Source organism: Streptomyces rugosispiralis, assembly GCF_024505145.1.
Lineage (GTDB): Bacteria > Actinomycetota > Actinomycetes > Streptomycetales > Streptomycetaceae > Streptomyces > Streptomyces rugosispiralis.
The window spans coordinates 85711-108693 of the sequence record NZ_JANIAA010000012.1 but is presented as its reverse complement, the minus strand read 5'-3'; the positions used below and the strand labels follow the sequence as shown (position 1 = coordinate 108693).

The 22983-nt window shown below is 72.6% G+C and carries 18 protein-coding genes; 5 read left to right on the top strand and 13 right to left on the bottom strand.

Annotated features, from left to right (window positions below; translation table 11 throughout):
* Positions 1-310: 310 nt before the first annotated feature.
* The 4 genes from NP777_RS20390 to NP777_RS20375 all read left to right on the top strand — a co-directional run bounded on the left by NP777_RS20390 (position 311) and on the right by NP777_RS20375 (position 3680).
* Positions 311-1072, top strand: a complete 762-nt coding sequence (locus NP777_RS20390; protein ID WP_256651601.1) for a DUF1664 domain-containing protein — start codon at positions 311-313, stop codon at positions 1070-1072.
* Between the two features lie 109 nt (positions 1073-1181).
* Positions 1182-1892 (top strand): FadR/GntR family transcriptional regulator, encoded by a 711-nt coding sequence (locus NP777_RS20385; protein ID WP_256651600.1) that lies wholly within the window; start codon positions 1182-1184, stop codon positions 1890-1892.
* Positions 1893-1958: 66 nt separating this feature from the next.
* The gene (locus NP777_RS20380; protein ID WP_256651599.1) at positions 1959-3251 is read left to right on the top strand and encodes a CynX/NimT family MFS transporter; all 1293 of its coding nucleotides are present in this window, start codon (positions 1959-1961) and stop codon (positions 3249-3251) included.
* 138 nt (positions 3252-3389) lie between these two features.
* Positions 3390-3680, top strand: a complete 291-nt coding sequence (locus NP777_RS20375) for a hypothetical protein (RefSeq protein WP_256651598.1) — start codon at positions 3390-3392, stop codon at positions 3678-3680.
* A 63-nt stretch (positions 3681-3743) separates the two neighbouring features.
* On the opposite strand, the gene NP777_RS20370 is transcribed toward NP777_RS20375, so the two are convergent.
* From NP777_RS20370 to NP777_RS20335, 8 genes are all read right to left on the bottom strand, one after another.
* Positions 3744-4472 carry an ABC transporter permease subunit gene (locus NP777_RS20370; protein ID WP_256651597.1) on the bottom strand — a complete coding sequence of 243 codons (729 nt, stop codon included), beginning with the start codon at positions 4470-4472 and terminating at the stop codon, positions 3744-3746.
* 15 nt (positions 4473-4487) lie between these two features.
* Positions 4488-5414, bottom strand: a complete 927-nt coding sequence (locus tag NP777_RS20365; protein WP_256651596.1) for an ABC transporter ATP-binding protein — start codon at positions 5412-5414, stop codon at positions 4488-4490.
* The gene (locus NP777_RS20360) at positions 5411-6310 is read right to left on the bottom strand and encodes an ABC transporter permease (protein WP_256651595.1); all 900 of its coding nucleotides are present in this window, start codon (positions 6308-6310) and stop codon (positions 5411-5413) included. Before NP777_RS20360 ends, NP777_RS20365 begins: the two co-directional genes overlap by 4 nt.
* Positions 6300-7367 carry an ABC transporter ATP-binding protein gene (locus tag NP777_RS20355; protein WP_256651594.1) on the bottom strand — a complete coding sequence of 356 codons (1068 nt, stop codon included), beginning with the start codon at positions 7365-7367 and terminating at the stop codon, positions 6300-6302. Before NP777_RS20355 ends, NP777_RS20360 begins: the two co-directional genes overlap by 11 nt.
* A 114-nt stretch (positions 7368-7481) precedes the next feature.
* A complete protein-coding gene (locus NP777_RS20350) occupies positions 7482-8045 on the bottom strand; it encodes a hypothetical protein (protein ID WP_256651593.1) in 564 nt (187 codons plus the stop codon).
* 175 nt (positions 8046-8220) lie between these two features.
* Positions 8221-8805, bottom strand: coding sequence for a PspA-associated protein PspAB (gene pspAB, locus NP777_RS20345; RefSeq protein WP_256651592.1), 585 nt, complete (start codon positions 8803-8805; stop codon positions 8221-8223).
* 3 nt (positions 8806-8808) lie between these two features.
* Complete coding sequence (gene htpX, locus NP777_RS20340; RefSeq protein ID WP_044572729.1) at positions 8809-9717, bottom strand: zinc metalloprotease HtpX; 909 nt, start codon at positions 9715-9717, stop codon at positions 8809-8811.
* 139 nt (positions 9718-9856) lie between these two features.
* Positions 9857-10765 carry an LLM class flavin-dependent oxidoreductase gene (locus NP777_RS20335; protein WP_256651591.1) on the bottom strand — a complete coding sequence of 303 codons (909 nt, stop codon included), beginning with the start codon at positions 10763-10765 and terminating at the stop codon, positions 9857-9859.
* A gap of 158 nt (positions 10766-10923) precedes the next feature.
* Between NP777_RS20335 and NP777_RS20330 the strand changes: the two genes are divergently transcribed.
* Entirely contained in the window at positions 10924-11805 is an 882-nt protein-coding gene (locus tag NP777_RS20330) for a Cof-type HAD-IIB family hydrolase (protein WP_305889959.1), read from the top strand.
* Positions 11806-11915: 110 nt separating this feature from the next.
* Here NP777_RS20330 and NP777_RS20325 read toward each other — a convergent pair whose 3' ends face one another.
* The 5 genes from NP777_RS20325 to NP777_RS20305 form a co-directional block, all read right to left on the bottom strand.
* The gene (locus NP777_RS20325; RefSeq protein ID WP_256651684.1) at positions 11916-12758 is read right to left on the bottom strand and encodes a hypothetical protein; all 843 of its coding nucleotides are present in this window, start codon (positions 12756-12758) and stop codon (positions 11916-11918) included.
* 573 nt (positions 12759-13331) lie between these two features.
* The gene (locus NP777_RS20320) at positions 13332-15074 is read right to left on the bottom strand and encodes a sensor histidine kinase (protein ID WP_256651589.1); all 1743 of its coding nucleotides are present in this window, start codon (positions 15072-15074) and stop codon (positions 13332-13334) included.
* 750 nt (positions 15075-15824) lie between these two features.
* Positions 15825-20039 (bottom strand): thiol reductant ABC exporter subunit CydD, encoded by a 4215-nt coding sequence (gene cydD / locus NP777_RS20315; protein WP_256651588.1) that lies wholly within the window; start codon positions 20037-20039, stop codon positions 15825-15827.
* 19 nt (positions 20040-20058) lie between these two features.
* Positions 20059-21060 (bottom strand): cytochrome d ubiquinol oxidase subunit II, encoded by a 1002-nt coding sequence (cydB, locus tag NP777_RS20310; protein WP_256651587.1) that lies wholly within the window; start codon positions 21058-21060, stop codon positions 20059-20061.
* 41 nt (positions 21061-21101) lie between these two features.
* The gene (locus NP777_RS20305; RefSeq protein WP_256651586.1) at positions 21102-22718 is read right to left on the bottom strand and encodes a cytochrome ubiquinol oxidase subunit I; all 1617 of its coding nucleotides are present in this window, start codon (positions 22716-22718) and stop codon (positions 21102-21104) included.
* Between the last annotated feature and the right edge of the window lie 265 nt (positions 22719-22983).

The following is a 22983-nucleotide window of genomic DNA, read 5'->3' as shown; positions in this document are numbered from 1 at the left end:
ACGACGCGGTACAGCGAGGGGCGGGCGCCCGACGGCGCCCGCCCCTCGCGGCATTGAGGCCGACGTCCGTCAACGCGACGCGGTGCGAGTAACCCGCCCGCGATCGGATCGTTGTTCCATATACGCGTTATGCGCGGAGGCAACGCGAGCTGGAGCCTCGGCCGGGCGACGGACCGACGGGCAGTGATGTCACGGCGGTTGGGTCCGAAAGAGGTTGGCAGCCTCCGCTCCTGGTCCCTGGATACGGGCGGCCTGGCCCCTGGCTGGTGGGGCGTGACCATCACTCGAATCCACACCGGAAGGCACACCTATGCCACCTGAGATCGCACTACTGGAGTCGCGTGCGCTGCGCGACAGCGTCATCGAACGGACGGATGTCCTCGACAAGGTCAAGGTCCTGATCATGCTGCCCGATGGGCTGCATATCACTACGCGCATGGTCGCGGAGTACTTCGAGGTTGGGGAAGAAGCCGTCAAGAGTCTGGCCAAGCGGCATCGGGAGGAGTTCCAGAGCAACGGGATGCATATCCTCCGAGGCTCTGAGCTGCAAGTCTTTGAAAGGTCCAACTTGGACCTTTCAAATTCGAGTTATCCACAGGGCCGCGCTCACCTCACCCTCTACCCCCGCCGCGCGGTACTGAATGTCGCGATGCTGTTACGGGACAGCGATATCGCCAGGCGGGTACGCACTTACCTCCTCGATATCGAGGAGTCGGCCCGGAGCGGACCGGAAGCCAGGGCGGAAGCCGGGGCGGAACGGCTTCCGCTCGAACAGATCCTCACCGAGCGGATGCTGGCCGGGCCGATCGGGACACGTCTCGAAGCCGTCGAGGCGTGTCTGGCGGATGTCGGCTCCACGCTGCGGGAGCTGGCGCCGTGGATGGCCAGGGTCTCCGCCCGGCTGGACGGCATGGACCGTCGGCTCGACGCCCACGGGCGGGTCATCTGCGCCATGAGCGAGCGGCTCTGTGATCTCGGCGAGGACATGACCGAGGTCCGCAGGGACGTCGCCACGCTCAAGGCCGAGGCGGCTCAGCGGCGGGCGCGGCGCGCCAAGCGGCGGCGCGGGTAGCGGACCGGAGGAGTTCGGTGGGCGGGGCGCGACCCGCCCACCGGGCCTTTCGACGCGAGTTGTAGGATGACTGGGCAACCGGGTGAATCAAGTGAGGGAGCCGAGAGGGATGGCGTTGCGGGCGGCGGGGCGGCGGTCGCTGGTCGACACCGTGGTGGAGCAGTTGCGCGCACAGCTCACCGAGGGTGAGTGGCAGGTCGGGGACCGCGTGCCCACCGAGCATGCCCTCGCCGAGCAGCTCCAGGTCGGCCGGAACACGGTCCGCGAGGCGGTCCGCGTCCTCGTACACGCGGGGATGCTGCAGTCCCGGCAGGGCGAGGGCACCTTCGTGGTCTCCACGACCGACCCTTCCGAAGTCATGCGGGATGTGCGGCGCGCCGGGATCCGGGATGTGCTGGAGCTGCGGATCGCGCTGGAGGCGGAGGGCGCGCGGCTGGCCGCGCTCCGGCACAGCCCCGCGGATCTGCGGCGGATCCGGGCCGCGCTGGAGTCGCTCGAGGCGTTCGCGCGGGGCGAGGAGCGGCCCGCCGTCGGCCACCACGAGCTGCACGCCGCCCATGACCTCGAGTTCCACATCGCCGTGGTGGACGCCGCGCACAACGCCGCGCTGAGCGCGACCTACGGCTGGTTCAGCAGCTCGGTGCGGGACTCGCTGGTGGCCTCGCTCGGCGACCGCGAGGTGCCCAGCATCGTCCCCGCCGACCATCGTGCCCTGGTCGACGCGATCGCCTCCGGTGACCCGGCGGCCGCCGAGGCGGCGGCTCGGGCGCTGCTGGAGGCGCCGAAACGCGCCATCGAGGCGCTGCTCGCCACCGGCTGAGGTCCCGCTCGGCGGTCTCGTAGCGCCCTGCCGCCGCACCTCATCCACTACGGAACGGAGTTCTTCTTGCCACGCCCGCACACCCCAGGACCCGAGGCCGAGCCCCTGCTCGTGGACGCCGAGACGGATCTGCGGCCGACCCCCGAGGTGACCGCCGCGCGGCGCACCCTGCGGGCCCACCCCGCGCTTCTCCTGATCGGCATCGTGCTGGCGTCGCTCAATATGCGGGCCGCGCTCGCCGGGGTCTCCCCGCTCCTCGGCGAGATCAGCGGCCACTTCGGGCTGTCCGCGACCATGGGCAGTCTGGTCACCACCATTCCGCTGATCTTCATGGGCCTGGCCTCGCCCTTCGCGCCGCGGCTCGCCCGGCGCTGGGGCACCGAGGCGGTGCTGCTGAGCGCGCTGGTGCTGCTGCTCGGCGGCATACTGCTGCGGGTGGCGCCGCCCGTCATGGCGCTCTTCGCCGGGGGCGCGCTCGTCGGCAGCGGGATCGCGTTCCTCAATGTGCTGATGCCGGGCCTGGTCAAGCGGGATTTCCCGCACCGGGCCGCCGGGATGACCGCGCTCTACACCACCTCGATGATCGGCGGGGCGACGCTCTCCGCCGCCTCCGCCGTGCCCCTGGAGAACGCGCTCGGCGGCTGGCGGGGTTCGCTCGCCTCCTGGTCGCTGCTGGCGGCGGTCGCGGCGCTGGTCTGGATACCGCAGACGGTGCTCGCACGGCGCGGAACGCATCACGGCGAGCCCGCGGCGACGCCCGTAAGGACGACACCGGACGCGGGGCCGCGGCTGGGCCGCTCCGCGCTGGCCTGGCAGGTCACGCTGTTCATGGGGTTGCAGTCGTCGATCGCGTACGTCTGCATCGCATGGCTGCCGACGATCTTCACCGACCACGGCATGAGCAAGAGCGCGGCCGGGCTGGTGTTCGCGTTCAGCACCATGCTGCAGATGGTCGGCTCGTTCGTGGTGCCCACCCTCGCCGGGCGGATGCGCTCCCAGCGGACGCTGGCCGTCGCGGTCGCGACGCTGATGGGCGCCGGTATCGCGGGCCTGCTGGTGGCTCCCGCCGCCGGGGCGTGGGTGTGGGCGGCGCTGATCGGCGTCGGCCAGGGCGGGGCCGTGGGGCTCGCGCTGACCATGATGGTGCTGCGGACCGGGGACGCCCACACCTCGGCGCGGCTGTCCGGGATGGCGCAGACCTGGGGCTATCTGCTGGCCGCGGTGGGCCCGCTGGCGCTCGGCGCGGTGCACCAGACCACCGGCGGCTGGGGACTGCCGCTCACGCTGATGCTGGTGGTGTGCGGGGCGCTGGCGGTGCTGGGCCTGGGAGCGGGCCGCGACCGCAGGATCCGGGCCTGAGCGGTCCGAGAAGGTCCGTCTTGCCCGCGCCCGTGCGGTCTCGCGGCTTCACAGCCCGCCCTCATGCCATGGAGAGCCGGCCGACAAGTCCCGCCGCCAGTCTCGATGCCACGGCATCGACGAGGACCGGAGGACGGGATGAGCGGCATGAGCGGCACGGACGAGGCGAGGACCACCCACGGCGCGCGGGCCACGGCGGGCGCGGGCGACGCCCGGCGGCCCTGGCGGCGGCTGCTGCGGGCCCCCTGGACCGTGGCCTGTGTGGCGGCGACGGTCCTGCTCGGCTCGTCCGCGGCCGTGGCCTCCGCCCTGGACCGGGCCAACGCGGCCCCCGGACACACCGCGGCGGCGGCCGTCATTCCGACAACCGCCGCCACTGCGGAGACCACCGGCGGCCGCTCCGCCGTACCGGCGCGATGGCGACCGTAAGGCGTGCACGGACCGCTGGGCGGCCCCCGCGGGCATCACCTCGCGCCGGTGGTCACTCCGTGGTCACTCCTCCCCCGCCAGGGTCAGCGTGCGCAGCTTGCGGCCCGCGTACCAGGTCGCGGCCACGGTCACGGCCAGCAGCAGGATGACGCCGGTCGCCAGGCCGACGTCCGACGTGATCACGTCGCCGTCGGCGACCTTCTGCGCGAGCGCCAGCGCCCATTGCTGCACGCTGAGCTTGCGGGCCCCGGCGACCAGGCTGCCGAAGAAGGTCTCCCAGACCAGGGCGTAGACCAGCCCCGCGATCACCGCATGCCTGGTCACGGTGCCCAGCAGCAGGAAGACCGCGCTGTAGGCGACGGAGGCCACGGCGGCGGCTACGGCGTAGCCGACGGCCACCTGGTTCGCGTTGCCGTTCAGCACGAAGCCCGCGAGCAGAGTGGGGATCGCGGAGAAGGCGACCGTGACGCCGATCGCCACGATCAGCTTGGTGACGATGATCGTCGGCCGCTTCACCGGCTTGGCCAGCAGATAGATGACCGAGCCGTCGTCGATCTCCGGGCCGATCGCGCCGGTACCGGCGATCACGCCGATCAGCGGGACCATGGTGGCCATCGCGAAGCCGCCGAGGATCGCGTCGGCCGTGCCGTCGTCCGATCCGGTCAGCAGCCGTACGGCGACCGAGATCAGCAGCAGCAGACCGGGCAGGGTGAAGAGGATCAGCGCACGGCGGCGGCCGAGCAGGGCCCGGTAGGTGAGCCGCGCGACGGTGGGGTGGTAGAGCGAGGACATCGCTGTGGGCTCCTTTCAGGCCGCGACGAGGTAGGAGAAGACGCTCTCCAGGGACTCGTCGGAGGGCGAGACCGTGAGGAGTCGGATGCCCTGGTCGCGGGCGACCCGGGGCAGCAGTTCGGTGAAGCGGGCGAAATCCACCGCCTGGATGTGCAGCCCGCCGTCGACGCCGGTGCTCGCGTCGACCTCGATACCGGTGGTCGACGGGTCGGCGATCAGGGCCGCCGCGAGCGCGCGGTCGTCGCTGGACCGGACGAGATAGCGGTGCGGGCGGTCCGTCATCAGCCGGCGGATCTTGCGGAAGTCGCCGGAGGCGGCGTGCCGCCCCGCGACGATCACCTCGATATGCGCCGCCAGTTGCTCGACCTCCTCGAGGATGTGCGAGGAGAACAGCACGGTGCGGCCCTCGGCGCCCATCCGCCGCAACAGATCCATCAGCTGCATCCGCTGCCGGGGGTCCATGCCGTTGAACGGCTCGTCCAGGAGGAGCACCGACGGCTCGTGCACCAGCGCGGAGGCCATCTTCACGCGCTGGCGCATGCCCTTGCTGTACGTGGCGATCTTCCGGGAGCCCGCGTAGTCCATCTCGACGGTGTCGAGCGCCTTACGGGCCGCGGCGCGCGGATCGGGCAGCCCGTGCAGCTCGGCGTTGGCGATCACGAACTCGCGGCCGGTGAGGAAGTCGTACATCGCCTCCCGCTCGGGGACGATCCCGATGTGGCGGTACGCCTCCTCGTTGCGCCAGATCGGCGCGCCGTCGAGGGTCACGGACCCGGTGGAGGGGGCCAGGAAGCCGCCCATCATGTTGATGAGGGTGGACTTGCCCGCGCCGTTGGGGCCGAGGAGCCCGGTGACACCGGGGCCGATGTCCATGGTCACGTCGTTGACGGCCACGACGTTCCCGAACCAGCGGGAGACGTTGTCGATGGCGATCGTGGTCACAGGCCGACCTTTCGGTAGCGGCGCATCAGCAGCCCGTACGAGCCGGCGATCAGGCCGAGGAGAACGAGGACGTAGACGAGGCCGGTCCCGGTACCGGGGCCGACCCCGCCCGGGAACGAGGAGGTGGCACCGAGGAACGCCGTCTGCACCCCGTCGATGATGGTGATCGGCGAGAACAGCCCGATCCAGCTCACCGGGCCGGTGTTGCCCTGGTCCCAGGTGATGGCCTGGACGGCGGAGACCGCGCCGTAGGAGATGGTGAGCAGGGCGATGACGGCGGCGACGCCGAAGCCGCGGCGCGGGGTGAGCGCGGCGACGACCAGGCTGATGCCGGCGAAGAGGAGCGAGAGCAGAACCACGGAGACCAGTCCTTGTGCGAAGCCCTTCGTCTGATCGGCGAAGTCCAGCTTGGCGAGCAGTGCCCCGGCGTAGAGGATCAGCAGGGGCGCGCCGGTGAGGATGAACAGCGCGGAGGCCATGGCGGCGAACTTGGCCACCACGTAGTCCATCGTTTCGATGGGCCGCGAGAAGTAGAGCGGGATCGTCTTGAAGCGGAGGTCCCGGGAGACGGACTGCGGCGCCTGGGAGGCGGTGTAGAGGCCGATCACGGCCTGCAGCATGATCGCGTAGCGGGTGTACTTGACGGGCAGCTCGTTCGCGCTGGTGGCGATGGCCACCGCGACGATGATCGCGGCGGGCATGCACATCACGGCGAACAGCAGCATCGGCGCGACCTTGGACTTGGCCGAGCGGCCGAGGCCGTAGGCGCCGCGCAGGCTCTGGGAGAAGAGCGAGCGGCGGGCGTAGGCGCGGCCGAGGCGCGGGCCCTCGTAGTGGCGGTAGCCGATGTTGTGAATGACGTCGGCGCGCTGCTGGGTCACGGTCTCAGGCGGCATCGACGGCACCTCCGTTCCCGTGTGCGCTTGCGGCGGCGTTCGCTGCCTCCGCGGCGTTCGCTGCCCCGGCGGCGTTCGCGTCCTCGTCGCCGGACCGGAAGATCTCCGCGATGCGGTGGCGGCGCTGCTCCATGCGGACCAGGCCGAGGCCGAGGCCGGCGATGGTGTCGCGGACCGTGTCGTACGTCTCCTCGCCCGCGACGTCGACCAGCAGCACATGGTCGGAGCCGGGCGAACCGTCGGCGCCGCGGCCGGCGGGCTGGACCGTGAGCCCGGCCCGGTCGAGCGCGGTGCGCAGCGCCGTGGTGCCGTCCGGGTGGTCGGCGGTGTCGGTCACCTCGACCGCGAGGGAGGCCGTGGCCTGGGTGAAGTCACTGGTGGAGCTGGAGCGGAGCAGCTTGCCGCCGTCGATGACCACGACGTGGTCGCAGGTGCGCTCCAGCTCGCCGAGCAGATGCGAGGTGACCAGGACCGAGATGCCGAACTCGGTGTGCACGCGGCGGATCAGCCCGAGCATCTCGTCGCGGCCGACCGGGTCCAGTCCGTTGGTCGGCTCGTCCAGCAGCACCAGGCGCGGGTCGTGCACCAGGGCCTGGGCCAGCTTGACCCGCTGTTTCATGCCCGTGGAGTAGCCGCCCATCGGGCGGTACCGCTCCTCGTACAGCCCGACGTGGCGCAGGGTGTCGGCCGTGCGCTCGCGGGCCGCGGAGGGCGGCAGCCCCGACATGCGCGCCATGTGGACGACGAACTCGGTGGCCGAGACATCGGGCGGCAGACAGTCGTGCTCGGGCATATAGCCGACGCTTTCGCGGATGGCGCTGCCGTCCTTCGCCACATCGAGGCCGAGCACGGAAGCGCGGCCCTCGCTGGCGGGGGACAGCCCGAGCAGGATCTTGATCAGCGTGGACTTACCGGCGCCGTTGGCACCCACCAGGCCGGTAACCCCTGGTGCGATGTCGACGGACAGCCGGTCGAGCGCGGTGACGCGGGGGAACCGCTTGCTCAGACTTTCGGTGGCGATCACAGTCACGTGTTCGACGGTAGTGGTGTGAGACACGGGCGGCGTCACTCCAGACGGTGGGATTCGCCTCGTCCTCGGGTCTGACGCGCCCGTAGGGGACAGGCTCCGACCGGAGGGGGTTACCGAGGGTATCCACAACCGGTCCGGGGGCTATGCCCGATGTGCGGCCGGGGCCAGCCGGGACCGCGCCCATCCTGGGTACCACGCGGTGAACAGGGCCGGAAGGACGAACCCGGCGAACTGCACCGCCAGCGCCGCCACCACGCCCAGACCGGCGGAGACGACCACGACCATGGCCGCGGCGGAGAGGGTGAAGGCGATGGACCAGGCCCGGGTGATCACCACATTGATATGCCTGAACGCGTAGGTGTCCCACACCTCGGGCGGTGCCTGGCGCCGGGCGATACCGGTGGTGAAGGGCCGCCCCACGGCGAGCGTCGTCCAGGCGGTGACGGCCAGCCAGCCCAGCGCCAGCGCGCCGACGTAGTCCTTGAGTCCACTGTCCGGGCGGGCGAAGGCGAAGATCGTCAGGGCGGTGAAGAAGGCCACCGTGCTGCATTCGAGGATGAGGGCGTCGGCGGCCAGGCCCGCCCGACGGGCCCGGATCAGCATCGCGGCCCCCAGCACCAGCCCGGCCAGGGCGCCCCACTGCCAGCCCAGCGTGGACACGATCGCAAGGGCGATCCACGGCAGGAATCCGCGCAAATAACTCATTTGACCCTCCCCCGGGCGTCAGGTCACATTCCGTCGTGGGATGTCGAAGGTAGAACGTGCCCTGCGAGACGGGTCCTATGCCTGATGGGCCGTCCGGCCCGTGGATTCCGCTTCGGGTCGGGGGAGTTGGGCGTGGGCCCGCTGGAGTCGGAGCTTCCGACCAAGAACGAGAAGGTCAGAGACCCGGTGCGCCCCAGACCGGGAACCAGCGGCTCAGGTCCTCCTCGATCCGCAGATCGTCCCCGAGCAGCGCCCGCATCTGGAGCTCCAGCGCGTTGTCCCGCTTCTCCGCGACGCCCGGCAGCGGTGCGAAGGGGTAGAAGGTGCCGCGCTTGTAGAGGTACACCAGCGCGAGCGAACGCCCCGCCGGATCCTGGAAGCCGATCAGCGAGCACAGCAGCTGCGGGCCGAACCCCCCGTCCTGGAGCAGCGAATTGACCGCGTGCAGATCGTTCACCAGGCCCGCCACATCGTCCGGCCGCTGCCGGGCCAGCAGCCAGGTGTAGCCGTACGCGTCCTGGCTGAACTCCACGGGCACCCCGCCCCGCTCCGTGTCCGCGTCCAGCAGCTCCCGCACATCCCGCTGGAGCTGGGAGAAGGCGCCGCCCTCCACGCTCGCGAAGCAGACCGAGCCCCGCCCGGTCGGGGTGAACCCGGCCCCCGCCTCCAGGCTGACCGCGGCGCCCGGGAGCCCGAAGAGCCGGTCGAGGTCGGGGCGCACCGGCTTGGTGCGCCCCAGGATGGCGTCCAGCAGCCTCATGCCTCAGCCCCTTCCCGCCTGGCCCAGCTGGGTGGAGATGCGGGCGAGCTGGTCGAGCCGCCGCTCCAGCGTCGGATGCGAGGAGAACAGCCGGCTGACGCTCTCGCCGGAGAGCGCGGGCGCGAAGAAGAACGCGTTGTACGGCTCGACCTTGCGCAGGTCCCGGGTCGGGATCCGGGCCATCTGCCCCGTCACCTTGGTGAGCGCGGCGGCGAGCGCCGAGGGCCGCCCGGTCAGCAGCGCCCCGGCGCGGTCGGCGGACAGCTCGCGATAGCGGGACAGCAGCCGGGTCAGCAGGAAGCTGATCGCGTAGACCACGGCGCTGATCAGCGGGATGAGCAGCACCGCGATGCCCACGTTGTTGTTGCGGCTGCCACGGCTGAGCCCGCCCCACAGCGCCGCGCGGGTCATGATGCCCGCCAGCACGCCGAGGAAGGAGGCGATGGTCATGACGGCCACATCGCGGTGCGCCACATGGGACAGCTCATGGGCGAGCACGCCCTCCAGCTCCTCCGGCTCCAGCCGCCGCAGCAGCCCTGTGGTGGCGCACACCAGCGCGTTCCGCTGATTGCGGCCGGTGGCGAAGGCGTTCGGCACATCGGTGTCGGCGATGGCCACCCGGGGCTTGGGCATGTCGGCGAGCGCGCACAGCCGGTCCACCGCACCGTGCAGCTCGGGGGCCTGCTGCGGGGTGACCTCCCGGGCGCCCATGCTGAACGCCGCGATCCGGTCGCTGAACCAGAACTGCGCCACGAACAGCCCGCCCGCGATGATCACGATCAGCGGCCAGGCGCCCTTGAACAGGGCGAGCAGCACGCCGATGAAGACCACATAGAGCAGCCCGATGAAGAACATCGTCGTGACCATGCGCGTGGTCAGCCCACGGTCCGGGGCATATCGGGTATGCGGCATGGGATGCCTCCCCAGTGACGCGACGCCAAAGGCTCTATACCCGATTCTGCCGCTTATCGCGCGATCCGTGCCGTACACGTTCGCCCTTTATCGGCCGATACGCTGTCTCCGATACGCCGCCTCCGGTGCGCCGCACCGCTCACCCCGCTAGCTGCGCCGCGCCCTCCGTGGCGATCCGCTCGAAGACCCCGAGGTCGGCCGCGAAGATCGAATCGGGGATCGGCCAGTGCAGCACGATCTCCTCGATGCCCAGCTCGGCATGGCGTCCGGCGAAGTCCACGAAGGCGTCCACCGAGCTCAGTGGCGCTGTGCCGTCCGGGGTGAAGCCGGTGAGAAAGATCTTGTCGAGGTCGCCGGTGTCCCGCCCGGCCTCCGCGCACGCCTTGCCCAGCCGGTCGATCTGCCCGCCGATGGCGGCCAGCGAATCGGCCGGGGTGCCCGTCTCGGAGATCTTCGGATCGCCCGTGGTCACCCACGCCTGGCCGTACCGCGCCGCGAGCCGCAGCCCGCGCGGACCGGTGGCGGCCACCGCGAACGGCAGTCGCGGCCGCTGCGCGCAGCCGGGGATGTTGCGCGCCTCGTACGCGCTGTAGTGCGTGCCCTCGTACGTCACCGCGTCGTGCGTCAGCAGCCGGTCGAGCAGCTCGACGAACTCACCGAACCGGTCCGCCCGCTCCCGGGGCGACCACGGCTCCTCGCCGCCGCGCAGCAGCGTCGTCGCGTCGAAGCCGGAGCCGCCCGCGCCGATGCCGAGGGTGATCCGCCCGCCGGACACGTCGTCCAGCGTGATCAGCTCCTTGGCCAGCGTCACCGGATGCCGGAAGTTCGGGGAGGTGACGAGGGTGCCCAGGCGCAACCGCGAGGTCGCCGCGGCGGCCGCCGTCAGCGTGGGGACCGCCCCGAACCAGGGGCCGTCGCGGAAGCTGCGCCAGGACAGGTGGTCATAGGTGTACGCGGCGTGGAAACCCAGCTCCTCGGCGCGCTGCCATGTCTTCCGGCCGCCCTCGGACCAGCGGTGGATGGGCAGGATCACGGTGCTCACTCGCATACCGCGAGCCTAAGCGGTGGGGGTGACAACGCCGTACCGAGCCGTACCGACGGGACGCCCGGACGAGCCCGCTCGGGCAAGCGCACCCCAGCATGCGCACTCCTGAGCGGGCCCACCCGAGCACCGCGCCCTCACCGATGAGCGGCATATGCGGGAGGATGGTTGCCGTGACTCCAGCGACCGACCGGCCGAACACCCCGGTCCCAGAGCGTTTCCGCCCGGCCCCGGCCCGGCCCCGGCTGATCGCCACCGACCTCGACGGCACCTTGCTGCGGGACGACAAGACGGTCTCCGACCGCACCGTGACCGCGCTCGCGGCGGCCGAGCGGGCGGGCATCGAGGTGTTCTTCGTCACCGGCCGCCCGGCCCGCTGGATGGACGTCGTCAGCGCCCATGTGCACGGCCATGGCCTGGCGATCTGCGCCAACGGCGCCGCCGTGGTCGATCTGCACCAGGGCGGGCTGCCGGTCGAGGTCCGTCCGCTCGCCACGGACCGGGCCCTCGCCGTCGTGGAGGCGCTGCGCGAGGCCGCCCCCGGCACGTCCTTCGCGGTCGAGCGCAGCGGCGGGATCTTCTACGAACCCCAGTACCCGCCCTTCCATCTCGACCCGGGCGCGATCGTCGCGCCCGCCGAGAAGCTGCTCCACGACGGTTTCGCGCACGCCGACATGCCGGTCCTCAAGCTGCTCGCCCACCACGCCGAGCTGGCGCCGGACGACTTCCTCCAGCTGGCCCGCTCGGTGGCCGGGAGCCACGGCGACTTCACCCGCTCCAGCCCGTCCGCCCTGCTGGAGGTCAGCGGTCTCGGGGTCAGCAAGGCCAGCACCCTGGCCCGGTGCTGTGCCGAGCGCGGGATCTCGGCCGCGGAGGTCGTGGCGTTCGGGGACATGCCCAACGACCTGGAGATGCTGATGTGGGCGGGCACCTCGTACGCGATGGCCAACGCCCATCCGGATGTGCTCGCCGCGACCACCCACCGCACGGGCGCCAACACCGAGGACGGCGTCGCCGTCGTCATCGAGCGGATCCTGGCGGGGTAGCCGCGGGATCGACGGCACTGAACCGCCCCCGGCACCGGACACCGGACACCGGACACCGCGAACGCCCCCGGCCGCGGGGCCGGGGGCGTTCGTGTCGGACCGGAATCGGCTTACCAGAAGATGACGGCGTACCCATTGCCGCCCGCGGTGCCATCGCCGCCCCTGCCGCCCGCGGCGCCGCCGACGCCGGCCGCGCCACCGGCGCCGCCGTTGCCACCCGCGCTGCTGTTGGTCGCGGGCAGCTCCACAATGCCGTCAACCGCGTCACCGCCCTCGCCGCCGCCGAGGACGCCGGCCTCGCCGTTCTCACCGGTGCGGTTGACCACATAGATGCTGCTGCAGTTACTGCCGGTGCCGCCGGTGCCCGCCGTGCCCGGAGTACCCGGGAGGGTGGTGGCGCCGCCACCGCCGCCACCGCCGGTACCGCCCGTGGCGGTGAGCTGGGTGCCGCTGGTGGAGGCCAGCGTCGTCGCGGTGCCGTTCCCGCCGTTCGTGCCCGCGGTGCCGGCCGCGACACCACCGGGACCACCGGTACCGAGGGTTCCGCCGGTGCCCAGATCCACCGTGTAGGTGGCGAACGGAGCGACCGGGATGACGCACCAGGTGAAGCCGCCGGACCCACCGCCACCGCCGGGACCGCCCACGTTGGTGCTGCTGCCACCGCCACCGCCACCGCCGCCACCGCCCGCACCCCATGCCTGGATGTGCACCGAGGTGACCCCCGGGGGCGGCGTGAAGGTGCCGTCCGCGGTGAACTCCTGCACCCCGTGGAGAACGGTCGGCGGCTTCGGCGGCTTGGGACGGCCGATGCCACCGCCCGCGGGGTCATCCGCCTGCGCCGCGGGAGACATGGTCAGCATCTGGCTGGAGACGGCGGCGACTGCCGCGACGGAGGCGAACAAGACCCGGCGACGCGTCCGGGATCGCTTGGGAGTGGGGCTCTGGCTGTTCACGTCATAACTTCCTTCCCCGCGGTCGGGCCAAGAGCTGTCGCGGAGTGCGATGGGATACGAAGGACCGAACGGCCCGCGAGCCTCATCCCACCGTCGGCCACCACGACCCGCACTCTGACGAGGCGCTAGTTGGCCCGCGTAGGTGAGCCGTTGGTCCGGGCGGGCGACAACACCCGCCCCACGACGCCCTGTCACCGGCCCAGCGGCGTCCCGCCGAGCCCCTCCCGGCCAGCGGTCGGCCGGCGACCGTGGCCCCCGGCCCGACAGCGGCCCGCCAGCGGCCCGCCAAGCGGCCCATCAGTCCCCTGGGCCCTGGCAATGGCGACTCACCCCCGCGCCCGGTCGGCGGCCGTCAGGCCCCGGCGCCGGGAGTAGTCCCTCATGCCGCCGCACCCGGCAGCGGCTTGCCCGGGTCCGCACCCGACAGCGGCCCGTCGGACCCCTCCGCCCGGGAACAGCGCCTCAGACTCCCCGGCGCGGCAACAGCGTCCTGGACCCACGGCCCGGCACCGACCCCTCGGGCTCCTGGCCGACAGCGGCGCCTTCAGGCGTCCTCGCCCTGCAGCGACGCCATCAGGCGTCCTCGCCCGGCAGCGGCGCCTCCCACACCACTGCCGTGCCGCAGCCGTCCTCCCCGAGGCCGGGGCCGAAGGTGCTTGATCCGCCCAGCGCCTCGGCCCGCCGTGCCAGGTTCGCCAGACCGCTGCGCCGCCCGTCCGCGGGCACGCCCACCCCGTCGTCCGCGACCGTCAGCCGGACCGCCGGTCGGTCGTCCGCGAGCCGTGCGGTGGCGTCCACGACCACCTCGATCCGCTCCGCACGGGCATGCCGGAACGCGTTGGACAGCGCCTCGCGCAGTGCCGCGACGAGATGGGCGCCGGTCACCGATACGACTAGGTCGTCCACCGGACCCACGAAGGTCAGGGACGGCTGGAAGCCCAGCGGCACGGCGGCCGCCCTGACCTCCCGCAGCACCCGGCCGCGCAGCTCGGGCGGCGTCTCGGGCTGGGTCTGCTGCAGCGCGAAGATCGCCATCCGTACCTCCTGGATGGTGGCGCCCAGCTCCTCGACGGCCCGCTCGATCCGCTCCCGTACCTCCGGCGCGTCCGACTGGCGCTCCGCGCTCTCCAGCAGCATCCCGGTCGCGAAGAGCCGTTGGACGACGAGGTCGTGGAGGTCGCGGGCGATCCGGTCGCGCTCCTCGAGGACCGCGAGCCGCTCCCGGTCGCGTTGCGCCTCGGCGAGCACCAGCGCGACCGCCGCCTGCGCCGCGAATTGGGCGGCCAGGGTGCGTTCGGTCGCGGTGAACGGGTCGGCATCGCGCTCCCGCGCGGTGGCCAGTACGCCGAGCACCCGGTCCCCGCTGCTCAGCGGGACCATCATGCTCGGCCCGTAGCGCCCGGGGACGCCGGTGCCGAGCAGCGGGTCGGCGGCCGGGTCCTCGATGAGGACCGGCTGCCCGGCCAGCAGCCTCGGCACGGCCGGGGAACGGGCCGGAAGCACCGCGCCCAGCAGCCCGGACCGCTCGTCGGCGGCCACCGCCACGGCCTTCAGCCCGTCACCGCCGTCCTCCGGCAGCAGCACGATGCCGACCGCCGCGTCCGCGAGTTCCCTGGCCTTCTCGGCGACCACGGCCGGGCCGTCACCGGCGCCGCCGGACAGTACCGCCTGGGTCACGGCCACCGACCCCTCGATCCAGCGCTCGCGCTGCCGGGTGGCCCCCTGGACGCGGGTGTGACCGATGGCGATCCCCGCCTCGGTGGCCAGCACCTCGACCAGATGCCGGTCGGAGTCGGTGAACGGACCGCCGTCCCGCTTCTCGGCGAGGCAGAGGATGCCGAAGATCTCCTCCCCGACGCGCAGCGGAACGGCGAGATACGAGCCCGGCGACTGGGACGGGCCAGACCGCTGGGACGAGCCCGGCCGCTGGGACGAGCCCGGCGACTGGGACGAGCCCGGCGGCTCGGTGGCCGTGGGCGTTCCGGCGCGGCGCGCGTCGGCGAGCAGCTCCGCGCACCCCTCCCGGTCGGCCTCGGTCGCACCGTACGTGACCACATCGGCCAGCCCCTGACCCGCCGCGGCGTCGCCCTCCGTGTGGTGCACCCCGATCGCGGCGCGACGCGCGCCCACCAGCTCGGCCGCGGTGCGGACGATCCGGTCGAGGACGGTGTGCGGGTCCGGCCCGGTACCGAGCGAGCGCATCGCCTCCAGCAGCCGCGGCAGCCGCGCCGTGAGCTCGGTGGACAGCCCCCGAAGACCGCGGGTCGCCTCCGCGGCCACATCCAGGGGGTCGGGGGAGGGGGCAGCGGCCGCCATGCGTCGAGCCTAATGAATGCCGCAGGTAAACGCCTTGTCGGTGGTAACCGGCCGGGCCCCGCTTCCGCCGCTCGGAGCTGCCGCAGGGCGGCGCACACGGGCCCAGGTCAACCCATGCGACAGCTCATGGGCCCTGTCCGGCCACGGGCGCCCCGTGATGCGGCGATCGCGGCACCGACACGGCGTCCCCCGCGGCATCGGCAGCAGACGCCCCGCTCCTGCGGCGTCCGGTACGGGGAACGCCTCCCAGCGGTACCGGGGGCGCGCCTGCCAGTCGTCGCGGGCCTCGCGAAGATCCGCTAGCGGACGCCCGCGCTGCTCAGCGCCCAGCGGACGCCCGCGCTGCCCAGCGCCCACCAGCACTCCGCGCGGGAACACCGAACCGGGCAATCCCGGCCCCGCGTGATCCGCTGGACACCGCCTGCGGAGTGTCCGACGGATCCTTCCCCTCCCCCTTCCCCCTTCCCGCGGCATCGACATGCGGCTCCGCCGCGTGGCAGGGGCTTCGCCCCCCCCCGGATTCCGGGGTCTGGGGCGGAGCCCCGGTTGTGGGAAGGGGCGGGGAGGGGAGCAGCTCGCCGCAGGCGTCAAGATGCGCGAGCACGGCCAGACGCCCCCAAGCCCCCGTAAGGCCCGACAGGTCCCAGCCCACGCCGAGGCGCCCCAACGCCCAGCAACACTCCGCGCGGGACCGCGGTCGGCGTCCCGGCCCCGCACAGCTCCGCCGGACAACCGCTGACCCACACCCGGCTACCCAGCACCCACCAGGACGCCGCCCTCCGCCGCCTCGCGCTCCAGCATCCGGCGGAATGGACCATCGGCCGAGGCCAGTTCCTCGTACGTCCCGCGCTGGACCGCGCGGCCGGCGTCGAGGACGATCACCTCGTCCACCGCGTGCAGGCCCGCCAGCCGGTGGGTGATCAGGACGGTGGTGCGCCCCCGGGTCGCCGACAGCAGGTCGGCCGTCAGGGCGTCGGCCGTGGGCAGGTCCAGGTGCTCGGCGGGCTCGTCCAGGACCAGCACCGGGAAGTCCGCGAGCAGCGCGCGGGCCAGCGCCAGCCGCTGGCGCTGGCCGCCGGAGAGCCGTGCGCCCTGCTCGCCGACGAGCGTGTCCAGGCCGCCCGGCAGCCCGTCCACCCAGTCCAGCAGCCGGGCCGCGGCCAGCGCCGCGCGCAGCTCGTCATCGCTCGCGCCGGGGCGCGCCAGCCGCAGGTTCTCGCGCAGTGAGCTGTCGAAGACATGGGCGTCCTGGGCGCAGAGGCCGACCAGCCGCCGCACCGCGTCCCCGTCCAGGGCGGCGGCGTTACGGCCCGCCAGGGTGTACGTACCGCCCTCGGCGTCCAGAAAGCGGAGCAGCACCTGGGCGAGGGTGGTCTTGCCCGCCCCCGAAGGGCCGACGACCGCGACCCGGCGGCCCGGACACAACTCCAGCCCGAACCCGTCCAGGGCGGGGACGGACTGCCCCGGGTGGCGGGCGGTGATCCCACGCAGCACCAGCGGATACGGCGCGGTCGGCGCCTCCTCACGCCCCACCTCGCCGGGCTCGCGCACCGGAATCGGCTCGTCCAGCACCTCGTACACCCGCTCCGCGGCCCGCCGCACCCGCTGCCGGTGCTGCACCGCGAGCGGCAGCCCCGCGACGGCCTCGAAGGCGGCGAGCGGGGTCAGCACCACGACCGCCAGCCACACCCCGTGCATCCGGCCGTCCGCCACGGCCGGGACCCCCACCCACGCCGCGGCCGCCACGGTCAGCCCGCAGACCAGCGCGGACAGCCCGGCGCCCGTACCGGCGGCGGCAGCCGTCCGCCGGGCGATCCGGGTGAGCACCCCGTCGGCCCGGCGCACCGCGTCCAGTCGGCGCGGCAGCGCGCCCGCGACGGTCAGCTCGGCGGTCCCCGCCAGCAGATCCACGACCTGCGCCGACAGGGCACCGCGCGCCGGTGCCAGCCGCCGCTCCGCGCGCCGCGCGAGCGCCCCGGACACGACGGGCACCACGACCCCCGCCACCAGCAGCCCCGCCGCCAGCACGGCCCCGGCCTCGGGCAGCACCCAGGTGAGGAAGCCCACCGAGGCCGCGCCGACGGTCAGCGCGGTGCCGACGGGCAGCAGCCAGCGCAGGAAGTAGTCCTGGACGGTGTCCACATCGGCCACCAGCCGGGAGAGCAGATCGCCGCGGCGCGTCCGGCCCAGCCCGGCGGGCGCCAGCCGCTCCAGCCTCCGGTAGACGGCGACCCGCAGCCCGGCCAGCACCCGCAGCACGGCGTCGTGCGAGACCAGGCGCTCGGCGTAGCGGAAGACGGCCCGGCCGATCCCGAACGCCCGGGTCGCGGTGACCGCCACCATCAGATAGAGCACGGGCGGCTGTTGCGCGGCCCGCGAGATCAGCCACCCGGAGACGGCCATCAGCCCGACCGCGCTCAGCAGGGCGAGGCTCCCGAGCGACAACGCCAGCCCGAACCGCCCCCGACTCCCGCGCGCGGCCCCCCGCACCCGCGCCAAAGCGCCCCGGCGCGGGCGCCTGGCCGAGCCATTCGCCACGGCCGCGCGGCGCGACGCCGTTGGGCTACTCGACGCGGCCTGACCACCCGACTCGACCTGGCCACCCGACTCGACCTGGCCATCCGACTCGACCTGGCCATCCGACGCGCTCAGGCCGTCCGGCGCGGCGGAGCCGTCCGGCGCGGCGGAGCCGTCCGACGCGCTCAGGCCCGTGCCGTCCGGCCCGTACCGCACCTCGCCCAGCCGCCCACCGGCTCCGGCGTCCGCCATCGGCTCATACGCGACGGGTGTCCGCTCACGCGCGACGGGTGTCCGATCCACGCCCTCGCCCACGCCCTCGCCCGCGCCCGCGTCCGCGTCCGCGCCCGCGTCCGCCGGGAGGCCAACACCATGGGCACCTGGGTGACGGACGCCCACGCCCGCACCCCCCGCCGCCTCAGCCACGCCACCCGCTTCGGCAGCCCATGGCCACTCCGCATCCGCGGCCGCCTCCGGTGTGGACTCGCGCGCCCCCGCGCGCGAGCGCCCGGTCGCGGGCGCGACGTCCATCACCGACGCACGCCGATCCACGGGCAGCGGGGACAACCCACCAGAACCATCGGCCCCGGAGCCGGACCGCGGATCCGCGCCCGCGTCCGGCGCGGATCCGCGCGCCTCCGCACGCGGCTCCCCGTCCGCACACGCGACGGACCGGCGGACGCCGTCCCCGCCGTAGGCGGACCGGAGAGCGACAGTCGGCCCCGGGCGGACGCCGCCCGCCGCCGACGCGCGCCCAACGGCGGACAGGGCGGCCGGCCCACCACGGGCGGCAGCCCCGGATCCCCGACCCGGTCCCGGCAAACTCAGCACCCGGTCCGCCAGCGGCAGCAGCGCCGGGCGGTGGACGACCAGAAGGACCGTGCGGCCCTCGGCGAGCCGACGCACCGCCTCGACGACCGACGCCTCCGTCTCACCGTCCAGGTTCGCCGTCGGCTCGTCCAGGAGCAGCACCGGGCGGTCGGCCAGGAAGGCTCGGGCCAGGGCGATCCGCTGCCGCTGGCCCGCGGAGAGTCCGGCACCCATCTCGCCCAACGGGGTCTCGATCCCGTCCGGCAGCGCGGAGACGAAGCCGAGCGCGTCCACGTCCCACAGGGCGGCCCGTACCGCCTCGTCGTCGGCGTCCGGCCGGGCCAGCCGGACGTTCTCCGCGATCGTCCCGGCGAAGAGGTACGGACGCTGGGGCACCCAGGCGATCTGGCGCCGCCAGCTCTCCGGGTCCAGGGAGGCCAGGTCCCGGTCCCCGATCAGCACCCGGCCCTCGTGCGGCGCCGCGAAGCCGAGCACCGCGTTCAGCAGGGTCGACTTCCCGGCGCCGCTGGGACCCACGACGGCGACCGTCTCCCCCGGACGGATCTCGAAGGAGGTCCGGGCGAGGGACAGTTCGGCGCGCCCGGGGTGGCGGACCACCAGCCCGTCCAGCGCCAGCGCGGCACCCCGCGCGTCGGGGGCGGGCGAGCCGCCCACGCCCGAGGGCTCGCGCTCCAGCACCGCGAAGACCTCGTCCGCCGCCGTCAGCCCCTCCGCCGCCGCGTGGTACTGCGCGCCCACCTGCCGCAGCGGCAGATACGCCTCGGGGGCGAGCACCAGCACCACCAGCCCGGTGAAGAGGCCCATCTCGCCGTGCACCAGCCGCATCCCGATGTCGACCGCGACCAGCGCGACCGCCACCGTGGAGAGCAGTTCCAGGGCCAGGGAGGACAGAAAGGCCAGCCGCAGCGTCTTGAGGGTGGCCCGCCGGTAGTCGCCCGTGATCGCACGGATCGACGCGGCCTGGGCCTTGGCCCGGCCGAAGACCTTGAGGGTGGGCAGCCCGGCCACGACATCGAGGAAGTGCCCGGACAGCCGGGACAGCAGCCGCCACTGACGGTCCATCCGGGACTGGGTGGCCCAGCCGATGAGCATCATGAACAGCGGAATCAGCGGCAGCGTGACGACGATGATCAGCGCGGAGATCCAGTCCGCGGTGACGATACGGGCGAGCACCGCCACCGGCACCACCACGGCCAGCCCCAACTGGGGCAGATAGCGCGCGAAGTAGTCGTCCAGCGCGTCGATGCCCCGGGTGGCGAGGGTGGTGAGTTCACCGGTCCGCTGGGAGTCCAGCCAGCTCGGCCCCAGCCGTACGGCCCGCTCCAGCAACCGCAGCCGCAGCTCCGACTTCACCGCCGCACCGGCCCGATGGGCGGCCAGCTCGGTCAGCCAGGAGACAACCGCCCGGCCGACCGCGACCAGCGCCAGCAGTCCCAGCGGCAGCGTCAGCGCCGTCACGTCGTCGCCCCGCTGGAACGCGCCCACCACGATCTCGGCGATCAGCATCGCCTGCGCGATGACCAGTCCCGCTCCGGCCAGGCCCAGCGCCACGGAGGCGGCCAGGAAGAAGCGGGTGGCCCGTGCGTACCGCAGCAGCCGTGGATCGATTGGTTTCACGTGAAACACCGCATCCGCGTCAGTGGGCGGCGGGGATGTGCCGGGTGCCGATGCGCTTACGGAAGACCCAGTACGTCCACGCCTGGTAGGCCATGATCAGCGGCATCATGATGACGCCGACCCAGGTCATGATCTTGAGCGGATAGGGGCTGGAGGCCGCGTTGGCCGCCGTCAGGCTCCACGCCGGGTTCAGCGAGGAGGGCATGACCTCGGGGAAGAGCGCCAGGAAGAGCATCGCGACGACTGCCGCGACGGTCACCCCGGACAGCCCGAACGCCCAGCCCTCACGTCCCCGCCCGTTCATGATCAGCGCCGCCGCCAGCGCCAGAACGGCGATGACGGCCGCCACCAGGCTCCGGGCGTTCCCGCTGTCGCCCTGCGTCCAGACCAGGAACGGCACCGCGACCGCGACGGTGGCCGACCCGAGCCGGGCCGCATACCGCCGTGCCCGCGTCCGGATGTCCCCGTCCGTCTTGAGCGCGGCGAAGACGGCGCCGTGGAAGGTGAACAGCACCAGCGTGACCACCCCGCCCAGCAGGGCGTACGGCGTGAGCAGATCCGACAGACCGCCCGCGTAGTTCCCGTCCCGGCCGATCGGCACCCCGTGCACCAGATTGGCGAAGATCGCGCCCCACAGGAACGCGGGCAGCAGCGAGCACCAGAAGATCACCTGCTCCCAGTTGCGCTGCCAGCGGTCCTCGGGGTGCTGGTGCCGGAATTCGAAGGCGACACCGCGCAGGATCAGGCAGACCAGGATGGTCAGCAGCGGCAGATAGAAGCCGCTGAAGAGCGCCGCGTACCAGTCGGGGAAGGCGGCGAAGGTCGCCCCGGCCGCCGTGATCAGCCAGACCTCATTGCCGTCCCACACCGGCCCGATCGTGTTGATCAGAACCCGGCGCTCGGTGCGGTCGCGGGCGAGCAGCTTGGTCAGCACGCCGATGCCGAAGTCGAAGCCCTCCAGGAAGAAGTAGCCCGTCCACAGGAAGGCGATCAGCAGGAACCAGAAGTCGTGAAGGTGCATGATTCTCTCCGGTGATCCTCTCCGGTGTTCCTCTCCGGCCGTCAGTACGCGAAGGTCAGCGGCTTGTCGGCGTCCTCGTCCTCGGCGGAGGCCCCGCCGTCCGGACTGCCAGGACCACCCGGGCCACCCGGGCCGCTCGAGGGCAGCCGCAGCTTCGGGTCCTTGGCGGGCGGCTTCTCGTCGGTGTCCGGTCCGGCCTTGGCGTACTTGGTCAGCAGCCGCACCTCGATCACCGCGAGCACCCCGTACAGCAGCGTGAAGACGCCGAGCGAGATCAGCACCTCGGTCTGGCTGACGCCGGGGGAGACCGCGTCGGCGGTCTTCATCAGTCCGTAGACCCCCCAGGGCTGCCGGCCCATCTCGGTGAAGATCCAGCCGAAGGAGTTGGCGATCAGCGGAAAGCCCATGGTGAGGATGGAGATCCGCCAGGACCAGGTGGACAGCAGCGGGCCCATCTCGCGCTTCTTGGTGAGCATGAGCCGGGGCACCTCGTCCTCGCCGGTGCGGAACGCGGGCGCCAGCCACCGCTTGCGGCGGGTCGTCCACAGCCCGATCAGCCCGGCGACGAACGAGGTCATCCCGAAGCCGATCATCAGCCGGAAGCCCCAGAAGGTCATGAAGATGCTGGGGATGTAGTCATCGGGCTGACCGCCGTAGGCGTCGGCCTCGCGCTGGGCGATGTCGTTGATACCGGGGACGGCGTCGGTGAAGTTGCTGTGCGCCAGGAAGGAGAGCACCCCGGGGACCTCCAGCTCGACGCTGTTGTGCCCCTTGCTCACATCGCCGACGGCGAAGACCGAGAAGGGCGCGGGCGCCTGGGTGTCCCAGAGGGCCTCGGCCGCCGCCATCTTCATCGGCTGCTGCTCGAACATCACCTTGCCGAGCTGGTCACCGCTGATCGCCGTGCCGAGCCCCGCGATCACCGCGACGACCAGGCCCACCCGCAGCGAGGCCCGCATCGCCCCGATCTGCTTCTTCTGCCGCTCGCCCAGCTCCTCGCCGCGCTCCCGGCGGCGCTTGGCCCGCAGCAGATGGAAGGAGGAGATCCCGATGATGAAGGCGGCGCCGGTGAGGAAGGCCGCGGTCAGCGTGTGGAAGACCACGACCAGGGTGGTGTTCTGGGTGAGCACCGCCCAGATGTCGGTGAGCTGGGCCTTTCCGGTGGCCTTGTCGATGGTGTAGCCGGTCGGGTGCTGCATCCAGGAGTTGGCGGCCAGGATGAAGTACGACGAGAGGATCGTGCCGAGCGAGACGATCCAGATGCAGGCGCAGTGGATCTTCTTGGGCAGCTTGTCCCAGCCGAAGATCCACAGACCTATGAAGGTGGACTCGAAGAAGAAGGCCAGCAGGGCCTCCATCGCGAGCGGGGCGCCGAAGACATCACCGACGAAGCGGGAGTAGTCCGACCAGTTCATGCCGAACTGGAACTCCTGCACGATGCCGGTGACCACACCCATCGCGATGTTGATCAGGAAGAGCTTCCCCCAGAACTTGGTGGCGTGGAAGTACTTCTCCTTGCCGGTGCGGACCCAGGCGGTCTCCAGGCCCGCCGTGATCGCGGCGAGAGAGATCGTCAGTGGCACGAAGAGGAAGTGGTAGACCGTCGTGATGCCGAACTGCCATCGGGCCAGCGTCTCCGGCGCCAGAGCCAGATTCACCTGAATCTCTCCTTACGGTCGTGCCTGCCCGCGGAGCGAGCTTGTGAACGTATTCACATTCACAAGCAATGATACGCACATGGCTTCGCCCCCTCCCACCGGGGGTGGTAGGGGGCGAATGGGGCACGTATGGGTATGCTGCGCACCTTCCGGAAGGGCCGTTGGGCCCCTTGCGAGCGCCCTTGCCGACGCGGCCCTCGACAGGACGAGCCCTCAGCAGACACACCGAGGGCCGGCAGCCCCGAAGGCGGCGTCCCACCCAGCG

Excerpts from the sequence above, each read along its gene's own strand:
- NP777_RS20370 (WP_256651597.1), bottom strand. The coding sequence starts at position 4,472 with ATGTCCTCGCTCTACCACCCCACCGTCGCGCGGCTCACCTACCGGGCC.
- NP777_RS20360 (WP_256651595.1), bottom strand. The coding sequence starts at position 6,310 with ATGCCGCCTGAGACCGTGACCCAGCAGCGCGCCGACGTCATTCACAAC.
- NP777_RS20350 (WP_256651593.1), bottom strand. The coding sequence starts at position 8,045 with ATGAGTTATTTGCGCGGATTCCTGCCGTGGATCGCCCTTGCGATCGTG.
- NP777_RS20335 (WP_256651591.1), bottom strand. The coding sequence starts at position 10,765 with ATGCGAGTGAGCACCGTGATCCTGCCCATCCACCGCTGGTCCGAGGGC.
- NP777_RS20385 (WP_256651600.1), top strand. The coding sequence starts at position 1,182 with ATGGCGTTGCGGGCGGCGGGGCGGCGGTCGCTGGTCGACACCGTGGTG.
- NP777_RS20320 (WP_256651589.1), bottom strand. The coding sequence starts at position 15,074 with ATGGCGGCCGCTGCCCCCTCCCCCGACCCCCTGGATGTGGCCGCGGAG.
- pspAB (WP_256651592.1), bottom strand. The coding sequence starts at position 8,805 with ATGAGGCTGCTGGACGCCATCCTGGGGCGCACCAAGCCGGTGCGCCCC.
- htpX (WP_044572729.1), bottom strand. The coding sequence starts at position 9,717 with ATGCCGCATACCCGATATGCCCCGGACCGTGGGCTGACCACGCGCATG.
- cydB (WP_256651587.1), bottom strand. The coding sequence starts at position 21,060 with ATGCACCTTCACGACTTCTGGTTCCTGCTGATCGCCTTCCTGTGGACG.
- NP777_RS20375 (WP_256651598.1), top strand. The coding sequence starts at position 3,390 with ATGAGCGGCATGAGCGGCACGGACGAGGCGAGGACCACCCACGGCGCG.
- NP777_RS20330 (WP_305889959.1), top strand. The coding sequence starts at position 10,924 with ATGGTTGCCGTGACTCCAGCGACCGACCGGCCGAACACCCCGGTCCCA.
- NP777_RS20390 (WP_256651601.1), top strand. The coding sequence starts at position 311 with ATGCCACCTGAGATCGCACTACTGGAGTCGCGTGCGCTGCGCGACAGC.